Genomic DNA, 13,948 nt, shown 5'->3' on the forward strand with positions numbered 1-13,948 from the left:
CGACGGTGTTCTTCGTCGGGCCGCTGAGTCGATCGCCGAGGGATACGCCTCCCAGGCGGTCGTCCAGGTGCGCTCCTGGTCCGTGGAGACGTCCACGGACGCCTGCTGGGACCAGGAGCTACGTCGCAGGATGGCGACCTCACCATCCGGGGCCCCACTCCGGCAGAGGTGCCGTGAGCGGCACCAAGCAACCTCAGCCTTCGGGCACTTCGGGTGCAGGTGGTCGGCGAGGCGCGGCAAGGAGACGTTCGATGCCCAGGTCGAGGGCGGCCTCCAGGTGGGTGAGCGAGCCCGTCGACATCAGGATCGAGACGCCGCCCTGGATGCCCGCGAGCAGGGCGGCGGCGGCGCGGTCGGCGTCCAGTTCCGGCGAGATCTCCCGTTGCTCCTGCATGGCTCGGATGCCGCTGGTGATCTGGGCCTGCCAGGTGGCGAGAAGTTCCTGGGTGACGGCCTGGGCGCCGGGCGTCGCGGGGCTCAGCCGCGAGACGAGCGAGCCGAGCGGGCACTGCTGCCCCTGCCGCCGGTAGCGGTCGACGACCGCGTCCCGCCAGGCGTACCAGGCCTGCCAGGAAGTGAGCGCGCCGAGGTGCGGTTGCTGGTCGGAGAGGACCCGGTCGGCTTCGTGCCGGGCGACGGCGAGCAGCAGTTCCTCCTTGCCGCCTGGGAAGTAGTGGAACAGCTGGCTCTTGCTGGTGGACGTACGGGCGCGGATGTCGTCGAGGGTGGCCTCCATCGCGCCGCGCTCGCGGATCTCCTGCGCGGCTCCTTCGACGATGCGCTGCCGGGTGGCGGCGCCCTTGGCCGTGAGTCGTGGTGCCATGTGCCCATGGTGGCATCTTTGGACTTGCTGGTCCATTTTTTGGGTGGCACCTTGGCCGTTCCCAGCCGGTTTCACGGAGAAAGGCGCGGAACATGACCCAGCGACTCACCGGGCGTACGGCCCTGGTCACCGGATCCACCACCGGCCTCGGCGCGGCCATCGCGGCGGCCCTGGCAGCAGAGGGCGCGTTCGTCGTCGTCAGCGGACGAGACGAGACGCGCGGTGCCGACGTGGTGGCACGTATCGGGAAGGACGGCGGCTCCGCCGCGTTCGTCGGCGCCGACCTGTCGGGCGGTGCCGACGCGATCGGGCGCTTCGCCACCGACGCACTCGCGGCGGCGGGCGGACGCATCGACGTTCTCGTCAACAACGCGGCCCTCCTGCTCGCGCCCGCCCCCACCGCCCAGGTCCCGCAGGAGACCTTCGACCAGGCGCTGGCGGTGAGCGTACGGTCGGTGTTCCTGCTCACCGGCCTCCTGGCGCCGCCCATGGCGGAGCGCGGCCACGGCGCCGTGATCAACCTGGGCTCGATCAACGGCATGCGGGGCATGGCCCATTCGGCGCTCTACAGCATGACCAAGGCGGCCGTGCACTCACTGACCGCGTCCTGGGCGGCGGAGTACGGGCCGCACGGGGTCCGGGTGAACACCGTGGCCCCCGGCCCCACCCTCACCGACAAGGTGGCGGCGATGGCCGAGCACCTGACCCCGGTCATCTCGCGCATACCCGCGCGCCGCGCCGGCGCCCCGGCCGAGGTCGCCGCGGCCGTCGTGTTCCTGGCGAGCGACGAGGCGTCGCACATCCACGGCGCCACGCTCACCGTCGACGGCGGCTACACCGCGGTGTAGCCGCCGGCGCCCGGACGCCGGCCGATGTGTGGCAGCGGGCGCCGGTTGTCACAATGGGGGGCATGACCGGCGCCGGTCGCTATGGTGAGCGCTTTTTCCGCCCGGGGGACGCGGGCGAGGACGACCGCGTCGACCTTGCCGCCGCCGTGTACGACGACGTCACCCTCACGCGACTGCGGCAGCTCGGGGCCGGTCCCGGCTGGCGCTGCCTGGACGTCGGCGCGGGCACGGGCACGGTGGCGCGCGGACTGCTCCGCGAGGCCGGGGTGCGCGAAGTGCTCGCCGTCGACCGGGACGTGCGTTTCCTGTCGTCGCGTCCGACCCCCGGGCTGACCATACGTCAGTCGGATGTCACCGCAGGGGACTTCGAGCCGGAGCGGTTCGACCTCGTGCACTCCCGCTTCGTGCTGATGCACCTGCCGTCGCCGGAGCGGATGATCGCCTCGCTCAGCCGCCTGCTCGCCCCCGGTGGCGTCCTCGTGATCGGCGACGCCGTGGACCTGACGACCGCCGACGCCCCCGACACGCCGTACACGCTGGCCATGCGGGCGATGTGGCGGGGGTTGCGCGACACCATCGGCACCGACGTCTCCCGGACACCCCGCTACCCCGGGCTGCTCAAGGAGGCCGGGCTCCGCTCGGTGGCGGCGGAGATCCATGTGCCACCACTGCTGCCGGGCAGTGCGATCAGCCGCTTCTGGGCGCGGACGTGGGACCGGGCGCGGCCGGCCATGACCGCCACCGGCCTCGTCGACGACGCCCTCATCGACGAGGCCGTGCGCTACCTGGACTCCCCGGACTGCGCCGACCTGTCCCCCGGCATGCTCATGGCCTGGGGCCGGTCCCCGCACCAGGGCATCAGCTGACCGACGGCGCACGCGACGACACGGCCTACGGTCGCATGCCGAAGAGGAAGCGGGTCGCCCGCGTGCGGCGGACCAGTAGCTCGTACGCGGTGAGGGTGAGGATGAGGGCGATCACCACGAGCACGGCGTACTCGACCACGATGGGCGCGGACCAGCCGACCACGAAGTACGCGACGGCGACCACGATCGGCTGGTGCAGCACGTACAACGGCAGCACGGCTGCGGCGAGATAGCCGTAGACGAGCCGCCGCGTCGTCGGGGCCGGGTTCGGCTCCGCCCGCGGTTGCTCAAGGCGCCGGCGGTCGAGGAGTCCCGGGATGGCGATCACCAGGCACCACCCGGCCGCACCGAACAGCGCCCGTGAGGTGGTGGCCAGGGCGGTCATCTCCGTGAAGGGCTCGTCGGCCAGGGCGAAGCTGGGGCCGGCCGCCGCGAACAGCAGGGCGCCGAGCCAGGCCGCGGTCCCGGCGTCGCGCCGCATCGCGGTGCGGAAGCGGTCGTCGCCGGCCAGCGCGAAGCCGGCGACGAAGAAAAGCAGGTACGACCAGCGGTGCCAGCCCGCGTACTGCTCCTCCAGCTGCGCGAGGGCACAGATCGCCGCGAAGGCGAAGGCCGGGAGGAAGACCAGGCCCCGCCGGTGCAGGGTCGCTTCCGCCACCCGGTCGCCGATGCGGCGGACGCGCTCGTGCGGCAGCCACCCGTGGAACGGCACCAGTATGAGGGAGAACGCCAAGAGGAGCACGACGAACCAGAGATGGCCGGTCTCGAAGTGCTCGCCCTGGACGACGAAGGGAAACTCCTCGGGCTCCAGGTGCACGTCGTAGAAGCGGGGCAGGAAGCCGAGGTACGACTCGTGGTAGCCGGCGTCGGCCGAGCGCAGCCGCAGCCACTGCGGCAGCGGGTTCAGCGCGAGGGTCGCGAAGACCAGTGGAACGCCGAGCCGCAGCAGCCGCTCCCTGGCGAAGCCGCCCGCACCGCGGCGCTGAAGCGAGTGCCGGGCACCGAGGCCGGAGATGAGGAACAGCAGCGGCATGGCCCACACGACCCCGAACCCGGCGATGATCATGATGGCTTCGGTGGTCTCGGAGTTCTTGACGTAGAAGTCGTCGTCGGCAGCGAACACGAGCGCCGAGTGGAAGAAGACCAGCCCGACCACGACCAGCATCCGGATCGCGTCCAGCTCCGGCCGCCGATCCGGTAGCGGTGCCTGCGCCCGTTCCGCGCGCTTCGCCATGTGCGTCCCCCCGTCGCCTGTACGTCACCAGTGTTGGAAAGGCGGCCGCCGCACGCCACCCCCGCGACGGACTCCGCTCACTCCGGAGATCGACTTCTGCTACACGCCCTGAGGGCCTCACCTGTCCGGCCCACCTGACGTGCGGACCCTCTCCGGGGCGACCATGCTGGACGGTGCAGTCGGAGGGCTCCGCTACTCCCCGCTGGGGCCCTCATCGCCATGAGTCGGGCCCCTGCCGCAAAGGCGCGGCGGGGGCCTGCTGCGTGTGACGTGCCCGGAGCGGGCCCCGGTCAGGGACGGAACGGGTTGCCCGGGTCGGCGTGCACGGCCGCGGTGTCGGGGTTCGCGCAGCTCGCCGAGGTGTCATGGGCGTCGTCCGGGGTGACCGGGCGCAGGCGGAGCCGCTCGGTGCGCAGGACCGTGTCGGGAAACACATCCGGTTCCGTCGCTCGCTCCGTCCGCCGTGGGCGGGGGGTTTGACAGACGGTAGCAGCAGGCCGCGGCGCACCGCACCCGCGTATGGACGGTGACGCGACGTCACGGACCGTGCCTCGAGTGGTGACGGCGAGGCAGCTCGACATTGCGGACTTATCCCAATATTTGGCATATAAAGCTCCGCAATCGAAAGTGACCCCTTGACACTGCGCCCCCTGAGGTTCAGGGTTCCTCACATCGCTCGTTTAAACCGGTTCAAACGCGAGGTGAAGCCATCCCTTCGCGCGGGTTGCCCCGGTATGCGAGTGCAAGAACGTGCTGCCTCCGGCGCCAAAGGTGCCGCCGGACGGCGTGCCCCGCGGGGCACGCCGGTCGACGGAACCTGCGGCTGCGGATGCAGCCCCCTTCCGCCGCCGTACACGGAGAGTTCGCATGGCACGACGCCCCACGATCGCCGATGTCGCCCAGCTGGCGGGTGTGTCCCGGGCGACGGTCTCCTTCGTCCTCAACGACCGCCCCGGCGTGGCCGCCGCGACCCAGCAACGGGTGCGCGCGGCGGCCGAGAAGCTCGGCTGGACGCCGAGCCGCAGCGCTCGCGCGCTGTCGACCGGAAGGGCCCGGGCCGTCGGTCTCGTCCTGACCCGCGAGCCCGACCTGATCGGCACCGACCCCTTCTTCCCTGCTTTCATGGCGGGCATCGAGTCGGTCATCTCCGAGTCCGGCGACGGCCTGATGCTCCACGTGACGAGCCCGCGCAACGAAATGGACACCTACCGCCGCCTGGTGGACGACCAGCGCGTGGACGGGGTGTTCCTCACCGACCTGCGGGTGGACGACCCGCGCCCGGCGCTCCTGCGGGAACTGGGACTGCCAGGCGTGGCCGTGGGCGCCGACGACAGCGTCGAGGGCATCGCCACGGTCAACCTGGACGACCGTCCGGTGGTCGCGGGCGCCGTACATCACCTCGTGGAGCTCGGCCACCGCCACATCGCCTACGTCGCCGGCCCCGAGGAATACCTGCACGCCCAACGGCGCCTCGGCGCCTGGCGTGACGCGCTCGCGGAGGCGGGGCTGCCCCAGGGCCCGGTGCTGCCGGGCGGCTTCACCGCCGAGGGCGGCGCGCTGGCGACGCAGGCGCTGATCACGAGGGGCGACCGGCCCACGGCCATCGTGTACGCCAACGACCTCTCCGCCACCGCGGGCATGGCCGTGGCGCAGGAGGCGGGACTCCGGCTGCCCGCCGATCTGTCGGTGGTCGGCTTCGACGACGTGCCCCTGGCCTCCTGGACCCGGCCCTCGCTCACCACCTGCCGTGCCGACGCCGCCAGCTGGGGCCGGGCCGCCACACGCGTCCTGATCGAGACGATCGAGCAGGGCACCACCGCCCATGTGGAACTGGACCCGGCCTCGCTCATGGTGCGCGGCTCCACGGGCCCGGCCCCCACCGCGACCCGCTACTCCTGACCACCACCCCGAACGCGCGCTTCTCGCGCCCTCGACGTTCTCCGCTTCCCGGAGGGCCGTCACCGAGGCAGGACGACGCCTCACGACGGCCTCTTCCCACCTTTTGAGCACACGGAGCCACCGCAATGAAGAAAACCCTCCTGACCGTTCTTTCCGCCGTCGCCCTGACCGTGCCGCTCGCGGCGTGCGGCAGCGGCGGGTCGGACTCCGCCTCCGGCGACGACGCCCGCGGCCCCATCACGGTCTGGTACTCGAACAACGCCCAGGAGGTCGCCTGGGGCAAGAGCATGGTCGCGTCCTGGAACGCCGCCCACCCCGACGAGAAGGTGAAGGCGCAGGAGATCCCCGCGGGCAAGAGCTCCGAGGAGGTCATAGGCGCCGCCATCACGGCCGGCAACGCCCCCTGCCTGATCCTCAACACCGCCCCCGCGGCCGTGCCCGGCTTCCAGAAGCAGGGCGGCCTGGTGGCCCTGGACGACTTCCCCGGTGCGCAGAAGTACCTGCAGGAGCGGACGGGCGAGCGGCTCTCCCAGTACGCGTCCCCTGGCGGCAAGTACTACCAGATGCCCTGGAAGAGCAACCCCGTCATGATCTTCTACAACAAGGACCTGTTCAAGAAGGCCGGGCTCGACCCCGAGCGCCCGAAACTCGCGACGTACGAGGACTTCCTCGCCACCTCGCGCGCCCTGGTCAAGAGCGGGGTGCACGCCGCCATCTGGCCCGCGCCCACCTCCGAGTTCTACCAGTCCTGGTTCGACTTCTACCCGCTCTTCGCCGCCCAGACCGGCAAGCAGCTCGTCGAGGACGGCAAGGCCCAGTTCGCCTCGCCCGACGGGATCAAGGCCGCCGAGTTCTGGAAGACGATGTACGCGAACCGCCTGGCCCCCAACGAGCAGTACAACGGCGATGCCTTCGCCGACGGCAAGTCCGCCATGGCGATCGTCGGCCCGTGGGCCGTCTCCGTCTACGGCGACAAGGTCAAGTGGGGTGCCGTGCCGGTGCCGACAGCGACCGGCGCCGAGGCGAAGGGCACCTTCAGCGACGAGAAGTCCATCGGCATGTTCACCGCGTGCAAGAACAAGGGAACGGCCTGGGACGTACTGAAGTTCGCCACCAGCAAGGAGCAGGACGGCAAGCTGCTGGAGGCCACCGGCCAGATGCCGATGCGCCAGGACCTGCCGGCCGCGTACCCCGGCTACTTCGCCTCGCACCCGGACTACAAGACCTTCGCCGAGCAGGCCGACCGCACCGTCGAGGCCCCGAACGTGCCGAATTCCGTCGAGATCTGGCAGACGTTCCGCGACGCCTACACCAAATCCGTGATCTTCGGGAAGGGCGATGTGGCGAGCGCCTTCCGCGAGGCGGCGGGCAAGGTCGACGGCCTGGCGAAGCAGTGAGTCGGGCCGATGTCCTCCACACACCATGACGCCCTTCGCGCCGGGCCGGCCCGGGGCGGGGCCCGCCCCCGGGCCGGCCGCGAGCCACGGCCGCGCCGGCTGCGCTTCGCGGGCCGGCAGCCGATCGGGCTCGCCTTCGTCTCCCCGTACCTGATCTACCTGGCGGCCATCTTCCTGTACCCGCTCGGCTTCGCGGTGTGGATCTCCTTCCACGACTACTTCTTCGCCGCGCCGGGCGCCCAGGTGGACCGCCCCTTCGTGGGGCTGGCCAACTACACCTCCGTCCTCACCGATCCGGACGTGTGGCGGTCCTTCGGCAACATCGCCGTCTTCCTCGTCATCAATGTGCCGCTGACGGTGGCGGCGTCCCTCGTGCTCGCCACCGCCCTGAACTCCAAGCTGCGCGGGCGGACGTTCTTCCGCACCGCCTACTACGTCCCGTACATCACGGCGAGCGTTGCGGTCGTCGGCGTGTGGCTGTTCCTGTTCAACTCCAACGGCCTGGTCAACAAGGCCCTCGGACCGCTCGCCCCCGACCCGTCGTGGCTGGTCAACTCGCACCTGGCGATGCCGACCATCGCGGTGTTCGTCGCCTGGAAGCAGCTCGGCTTCTTCATCGTGCTCTACCTGTCGGCGCTTCAGAACGTGCCCGGCGAGCTCTACGAGTCGGCCGCGCTCGACGGCGCGGGCAAGGTGCGGATGTTCTGGTCGATCACCGTTCCGGCGGTGCGCACCGCCACCCTGCTCGTGCTGGTCCTGGCGACGGTGACCGGGGCGAACCTGTTCACCGAGCCCTATCTGCTGACCAGCGGCGGCGGACCGGACGGCGCCACCACCTCACCGGTGCTGCTGATGTACCAGCGCGGCCTGCAGCAGGGCCACCCGGACGAGGCCGCGGCGATCGGCGTGATCCTGGTCGTGCTCATCACCACGATCTCCCTCGTCTACCGCCGCGTGCTGGAGAGGGACTGACATGGCTGACGCACACGCCTCCTCGCCCATGCGCCGCGCCGCGCACCACCGTCCGCACGCGCACTCTCGGGCCCGCCGGATCCTGTCGCGGCTGGCACTGCTCGCCGGCGCCTTCGCCTTCCTCTTCCCCTTCTACTACATGCTCATCGGCTCGCTGCAGCGCGAACCCGACAGCAGCCCGGCCGGCGCCTTTCCGCGACCGGGGAACCTCTCTCTGCACAACTACGCGGAGATCAACTCGGCCATCTCGCTCGGCCGTTCCCTGATCAACTCCGGCATCTTCACCGGCGGTGTCATCGTCTGCACCACGGTCTTCGGACTGCTGGCGGGGTACGCCCTGGCGCGGCTCCACTTCCGCGGCAAGGGCTCCACCTTCGCCCTGGTGCTGCTGGTGCAGGTCATCCCGTTCCAGCTGCTGATGATCCCGCTGTACGTGCTGATCGTGCGCGACTACGGACTGGCCGACTCCTACATCGGGATCATCCTTCCGTTCGCCATCAACACCAGCGCGGTCTTCATCTTCCGGCAGTTCTTCCTGCAGCTGCCGCAGGCGATGTTCGAGGCCGCGCGCATCGACGGCGCGAACGAGCTGCAGATCCTCTTCCGGATCGCCATCCCGTTGTGCAAGCCGGCACTCGCCTCCGTGGTGCTGCTGAGCTTCACCGGCCCCTGGAACGAGTTCCTGTGGCCGTTCCTGGTGACCAAGGAGCACGACATGCAGCCGCTGGCCGTGTCCCTGGCCAACTACATCAGCACCGTCTCCTCCTCCGCCGCCAACCCGTTCGGCGCCATCCTCGCAGGCGCCTGTGTGCTGGCCGCGCCCGCGGTGGCCCTGTACCTCGTGTTCCAGAGCCGCTTCACCTCCACCGACATCGATTCCGCCACGAAGGGCTGAACCTCCCGTGAACGACCGCACCACCGGCTCCGCCAGCTCCACCCGTACGACCGGCTCCACCAGCTCCGTGCCCTACCGCCTGACCCGCGTCGGCGTCGTGATGTCCCCGCTGGCCGGCGAGGCCGACGAGGCCGAGGGCGTACTCAACCCCGCCTCGGGCCGTACCCCGGACGGCACCCTTCACCTGCTGCCCCGCCTCGTCGCGGAGGGCAACGTCTCCCGAGTGGGCCTCGCCGAGGTCGTGATCGAGGACGGCGTGCCCACCGGCGTCGAGCGCCGCGGCGTCGTCCTCGCCCCCGACGCCGGCTGGGAGCGCGGCAAGAACAACGCCGGTGTGGAGGACCCGCGCACGACGTGGATCGAGGCCCTCGGGCTGCACGTCATGTCGTACGTCGCCTACGGCCCGCTCGGCCCCAAGCCGGCGCTGGCCGTCTCCAAGGACCTGGTCACCTGGGAGCGCCTGGGACCGGTCCAGTTCGCCTACCAGGCCGACCTCGACACCGACCTCAACCTCTTCCCGAACAAGGACGTGGTGCACTTCCCGGAGCCCGTCCCGGGCCCGGACGGCGAGCCCTGCTTCGCCATGCTGCACCGCCCGATGTGGGACCTGGGCTGGTTCCGCCCCGGCGAGGGCGTGCACCTGCCGGCCGGCGTGACCGACGAGCGCCCCGGCATATGGATCTCCTACGTCCCCGTCGCCGAGGTCGAGCAGGACCTGAGCGCCCTCGTCCGGCCCCGGAACCACCGCCTGGTGGCGCTGTCCGAGCACCCCTGGGAGGAGCTCAAGATCGGCGCGGGCCCGGCCCCGATCCGCGTCGAGGAGGGCTGGCTGCTCATCCACCACGGTGTGTCCGGCTCGATCGACGACCCCTTCGCCCAGCAGCAGAAGGTCAGCTACGCGGCGGGCGCGATGATCCTGGACCCGCAGGACCCCGCCCGGATCCTGGCCCGCACCGACGAGCCGCTGATGGAGCCGGAGACGGAGGAGGAGCGTTCCGGCACCGTGCCCAACGTCGTCTTCCCGACCGCGATCGAGGAGATCGACGGCGTCCGCTACGTCTTCTACGGCATGGCCGACGCGCACATCGGCGTCGCCCGCCTGGACCGTGCCGAGTGACGCCGCTCGGACTCGGCCTGGCCGGCTGCGGGGCGTTCGGCGCCTACCTGCTGGACGCCGTGGCCGACCTGCCCGGCATACGCGTCGTGGCGTGCGCCGACCCCGACGGTGACCGTGCCGCCGCCCTCGCGCGGCGGCACGGCGCCGCCGTCGCCGCCGACGCGGCCGAGCTGGCCGGCCTGCCCGGGGTGGATGTCGTGGCGATCGCCACTCCCCCGGCCACGCACGCGGAACTCGCCGTCGGCGCCCTGCGCGCCGGCAGGCATGTCTTCTGCGAGAAGCCGCTGGCCGTGACGCTGGAGGACGCCCTGCGGGTGGAGGCGGAGGCCGAACGCTCCCCCGGGGTGCTCGTCGTCGACCACGTCCTGCGCTACAACCCCGTCCTGCGGATGCTCCAGCGGCTGCACGAGGAGGAGTTGCTGGACCCACTCGTGCGCTTCGCCTTCGAGAACGACGCCGCCGACGAGGATCTGGGCCCCGGCCACTGGTTCTGGGACCCCGCCCGCAGCGGGGGCATCCACGTCGAGCACGGCGTGCACTTCTTCGACGCCGCCCGCGCCCTGATGGGCAGCGAGCCCGTCGAGGTGCACGGCACGGCCGTCCACCGTGACGGCGGCCCGGTCGACATCGTCGTGGCCACCGCCGTCCACCCCGGCGGCGCCGTCGCCACCCACACCCACTCCTTCACCCACGCCCACCGCGCCGAACGGCAGCTGATGCGCCTGGACTACGGCTTCGCCGAGGCCAGGGTCACCGGCTGGATCCCCACCCATGCGACGGTCACGGCCTGGACGGACGAGCAGGGCGCCCGCCGCTGGGAGGAACTGCCGGCGCGCGCCGAAGGACTGCTGGCCGTACCGGGGCTGCGGCCGCACGGAGGGGAGCGGATCACCGTCACGGTGGAACGGGAAGCGGGCCCGGCGGCCCCGGCCCGCGGACGCGGTGTCGAACGCGCCGTCCCGCACCGGGTGACCTGCGTGGTCGACCTGGGCGGTGAGGCGCGCAAGCAGCACGTGTACGCCGAGAGCGTGCGCGCCGCCTTCACCGACCTGCTGCGCTGCGCGACCGAGGGCGGCACCCCGGTGGCCGACGCGCGGTCCGGGCGGACCGCGGTCGCGGTGGCCGAGGCCGCCACCCGTTCCGCGGAGACCGGCCGGACCCTGCCCGTCCCCACCGGGCGGTCGGGAGCATGAGGAGCCCATCGTGAGCAGCACCACCGGTCCGGAGCGGGCCGCGCCCTGGTGGCGGGACGCCGTCTGCTACGAGATCCATCCGCGCGCGTTCGCCGACGGTGACGGGGACGGCGTCGGCGACCTCGCCGGCGCCGCCGCCCGCCTGGAGCATGTGGCCCGGCTGGGCGCGGACGCGGTGTGGATCACCCCGTTCTACCCGTCGCCGCTCGCGGACGGCGGCTACGACATCGCCGACCACACCGCCGTCGCCGCCGACCTCGGCACCGAAGCCGACTTCGACGCCTTCGTCGAGCGCGCCCACGGCCTGGGCCTGCGGGTCCTGATCGACCTCGTGCCCAACCACACCTCCGACGCCCACCCCTGGTTCCGGGAGGCCCTCGCGGCCGGCCCGGGCAGCGCGGCCAGGAACCGCTACCTCTTCCGCCCCGGACGCGGGACGGACGGGGAACTCCCACCGAACGACTGGGAGTCGGCCTTCGGCGGCCCGGCGTGGACCCGCGTCCCGGCGCCGGACGGCGGCTCCGGCGAGTGGTATCTGCATCTGCACGCGCCCGAGCAGCCGGACCTCGACTGGCGGAACCCGGAGGTCGTCGCGGACTTCGAGCGGATCCTGCGGCACTGGCTGGACCGCGGCGTCGACGGCTTCCGCATCGACGTGGCCCACACCCTCTTCAAGGCCCCCGGCCTCCCCGACGCCGGGCCCGGGCAGCACCGGGACATCCTGCGCAACCACCTGATGCCTTACCACGACCAGGAGGAGCTGCACCCGCTGTTCCGCTCCTGGCGCCGGCTCCTGGACACCCATCCGGCCCCGCCCGGCGCGGTCCCGCCGGGTCAGCGCGTGATGGTGGCCGAGGCCGCCGTCTTCGAGCCGTCCCGGCTGGCCCGGTACGTCAGCCCCGGCGAGATGCAGCAGGCCTTCAACTTCGCGTTCCTCGAGTCCCCTTGGGACGGCACGGAGATGCGCGCAGTCATCGAGCGGTCGGTCGCGTCGATGCGCGCCGTCGGAGCGCCCGTCACCTGGGTCCTGTCCAGCCACGACGCGGTCCGTCCGGTCACCCGGTACGGCGGCGGGTCGCGCGGCCGGCGCCGTGCCCGGGCCGCCGCGCTGCTCATGCTCGCGCTGCCCGGCGCCGCCTACGTCTACCAGGGCGAGGAACTGGGACTGCCGCAGGCCCACGTGCCGGACGACCGGCTGCGCGATCCGCTCTGGGAGCGTTCCGGCCACCGCGAGCGCGGGCGCGACGGCTGCCGGGTGCCGCTGCCCTGGGAGGGCGCGGCGGCGCCGTACGGATTCAGCACCGCCGTCCCGGAGGCGTGCTGGTTCCCGCAGCCCGGCGACTGGGCGGACCTCACCGTCAGCGCCCAGGAGGACGACCCCGCGTCCATGCTCGCCCTGTACCGCTCCGCGCTGCGGCTGCGGCTGCGGCACGAGACGCCCGTCCCGGCGGACACGACCCCGGTCGTGGAGGGACCCGCGGACGGCAGCTGGTTCGCCTTCGACCGCGCGCCCGGGCTGCGGTGCCTGACCGCCTTCGGTCCGGAGCCGGTGTCCCTCGCGGAAGGCGACGAGGTGCTGCTGGCCAGTGCCCCGCTCGACGGGCGCTCGGTGCCCGCGGACACCACCGTGTGGCTCCGCACCACGGGGAACGCGGCCGCGACCGCGTCCTGAGCCGCCGGTCCCACGGGGGCACGCGGGGACGTGCCCCGTGGGACCCCGGTGGGCGCGGCGCCCGCGCCCACCGGTCTCACGTCATCCGGGGAAGCGACTCCAGCGGCTTGAGGTCGGCGTGCTGCGCGGTGGTGACCAGCGCCTGCACCGTCACGGACTCCGGATCCCGGCGAAAGGCGACCAGCCCTATCTCGGCGGGCCGGGCGGGCTCCGCCATCGGGACGGCCCGCACCCCCGGCGGCACACCCAGGGCATGGATCCAGGCCAGGGGGGCGATCCCGGCCCAGCGCCCGGGCACGACGTGCGCGATCAGTGAGGCGAACGAGTCGGTCTCCACCCTCGCCACCGGTTCCGCCCCGGCCGCGGCGAAGAGGGCGTCCATGGTGCGCCGACCGCGCATGGTCGGGGTGAGCAGGCACAGCGGCAGGGCCGCCGCCTCCGCCCAGGACGCCGTGGCGCCGCCGGAGGGGGCCCACGCGGCGTCGGTGAGCAGCGCGTACTTCTCCCGGTAGAGCGGCACGGTACGAAAGGCGGCGCGCACCTCGTCGTCCAGGTACGTGACGGCTGCGTCGAGGGTGAAGTCCCGCAGCATGGTGAGGATGTCGCTCGACGTCAGGTCGTTCTCCACGCGCACGGTGAGCAGTGGGTGCCGCGCGCACAGCGGGTCGACCAGACGTGGCACCGCGGTGGCGGCGCTGGGCACGGCGCCGATGCGGACGCGGCCGCTCAGTCCGGTGCGCATGGCGGCGACCTCGCCCTCCAGGGCTTCCCGGTCGGCGAGGATCTGCCGCGCCCACACCACGACACGCTCGCCCTCGGCGGTCAGGCCGTCGTACCGCCGGCCCCGCTGGATCAGCGGGACCCGCATCTCCTCCTCCAACTTGCGGATGCCCTCGGACAACGAGGGCTGGGACACCCCGCAGCTCTGCGCGGCACGGGCGAAATGCCCCTCCTGCGCCAGGGCCACCAGGTATTCGAGCTGCCGGAAGAGCACGGATGAGCACCTCTCAGGATCCACCCGGGAGACGCGCG

General features: G+C 72.2%; 13 protein-coding genes. 9 read left to right on the forward strand and 4 right to left on the reverse strand.

Annotation, left to right across the window (positions count from 1 at the left end):
- Positions 1-193: 193 nt before the first annotated feature.
- Entirely contained in the window at positions 194-823 is a 630-nt protein-coding gene (locus tag AC3ET4_RS17280) for a TetR/AcrR family transcriptional regulator (RefSeq protein WP_431950224.1), read from the reverse strand.
- A 92-nt stretch (positions 824-915) separates the two neighbouring features.
- Here AC3ET4_RS17280 and AC3ET4_RS17285 point away from each other — a divergent pair, with 92 nt between their 5' ends.
- On the forward strand, positions 916-1,671 hold the full coding sequence (locus AC3ET4_RS17285) for an SDR family NAD(P)-dependent oxidoreductase (protein ID WP_431950226.1): 756 nt from the start codon (positions 916-918) through the stop codon (positions 1,669-1,671).
- A 62-nt stretch (positions 1,672-1,733) separates the two neighbouring features.
- Positions 1,734-2,537 carry a class I SAM-dependent methyltransferase gene (locus tag AC3ET4_RS17290; RefSeq protein WP_431950228.1) on the forward strand — a complete coding sequence of 268 codons (804 nt, stop codon included), beginning with the start codon at positions 1,734-1,736 and terminating at the stop codon, positions 2,535-2,537.
- 25 nt (positions 2,538-2,562) lie between these two features.
- Here AC3ET4_RS17290 and AC3ET4_RS17295 read toward each other — a convergent pair whose 3' ends face one another.
- Together AC3ET4_RS17295 and AC3ET4_RS17300 are read right to left on the reverse strand one after the other, a co-directional pair.
- The gene (locus AC3ET4_RS17295) at positions 2,563-3,771 is read right to left on the reverse strand and encodes an acyltransferase family protein (RefSeq protein WP_431950230.1); all 1,209 of its coding nucleotides are present in this window, start codon (positions 3,769-3,771) and stop codon (positions 2,563-2,565) included.
- A gap of 290 nt (positions 3,772-4,061) precedes the next feature.
- A complete protein-coding gene (locus tag AC3ET4_RS17300) occupies positions 4,062-4,205 on the reverse strand; it encodes a hypothetical protein (protein ID WP_431950232.1) in 144 nt (47 codons plus the stop codon).
- A 433-nt stretch (positions 4,206-4,638) separates the two neighbouring features.
- Between AC3ET4_RS17300 and AC3ET4_RS17305 the strand changes: the two genes are divergently transcribed.
- The 7 genes from AC3ET4_RS17305 (at position 4,639) to AC3ET4_RS17335 (ending at position 12,916) form a co-directional block, all read left to right on the forward strand.
- Positions 4,639-5,670 (forward strand): LacI family DNA-binding transcriptional regulator, encoded by a 1,032-nt coding sequence (locus AC3ET4_RS17305; RefSeq protein WP_431950234.1) that lies wholly within the window; start codon positions 4,639-4,641, stop codon positions 5,668-5,670.
- A gap of 125 nt (positions 5,671-5,795) precedes the next feature.
- Positions 5,796-7,067, forward strand: a complete 1,272-nt coding sequence (locus AC3ET4_RS17310) for an extracellular solute-binding protein (protein ID WP_431950236.1) — start codon at positions 5,796-5,798, stop codon at positions 7,065-7,067.
- Between the two features lie 9 nt (positions 7,068-7,076).
- Positions 7,077-8,039 (forward strand): carbohydrate ABC transporter permease, encoded by a 963-nt coding sequence (locus AC3ET4_RS17315; protein WP_431950238.1) that lies wholly within the window; start codon positions 7,077-7,079, stop codon positions 8,037-8,039.
- A 1-nt stretch (position 8,040) separates the two neighbouring features.
- Positions 8,041-8,934: a carbohydrate ABC transporter permease gene (locus AC3ET4_RS17320; protein ID WP_431950240.1), complete on the forward strand. Its 894-nt coding sequence runs from the start codon at positions 8,041-8,043 to the stop codon at positions 8,932-8,934.
- A 100-nt stretch (positions 8,935-9,034) separates the two neighbouring features.
- Positions 9,035-10,051: a glycoside hydrolase family 130 protein gene (locus tag AC3ET4_RS17325; RefSeq protein ID WP_431950280.1), complete on the forward strand. Its 1,017-nt coding sequence runs from the start codon at positions 9,035-9,037 to the stop codon at positions 10,049-10,051.
- Positions 10,048-11,244, forward strand: coding sequence for a Gfo/Idh/MocA family protein (locus tag AC3ET4_RS17330; RefSeq protein WP_431950242.1), 1,197 nt, complete (start codon positions 10,048-10,050; stop codon positions 11,242-11,244). Before AC3ET4_RS17325 ends, AC3ET4_RS17330 begins: the two co-directional genes overlap by 4 nt.
- A 10-nt stretch (positions 11,245-11,254) precedes the next feature.
- Positions 11,255-12,916, forward strand: coding sequence for a glycoside hydrolase family 13 protein (locus tag AC3ET4_RS17335; RefSeq protein ID WP_431950244.1), 1,662 nt, complete (start codon positions 11,255-11,257; stop codon positions 12,914-12,916).
- 76 nt (positions 12,917-12,992) lie between these two features.
- Here AC3ET4_RS17335 and AC3ET4_RS17340 read toward each other — a convergent pair whose 3' ends face one another.
- On the reverse strand, positions 12,993-13,910 hold the full coding sequence (locus tag AC3ET4_RS17340; protein ID WP_431950246.1) for a LysR family transcriptional regulator: 918 nt from the start codon (positions 13,908-13,910) through the stop codon (positions 12,993-12,995).
- Positions 13,911-13,948 lie beyond the last annotated feature (38 nt).

This window comes from Actinacidiphila sp. bgisy167, assembly GCF_057707665.1.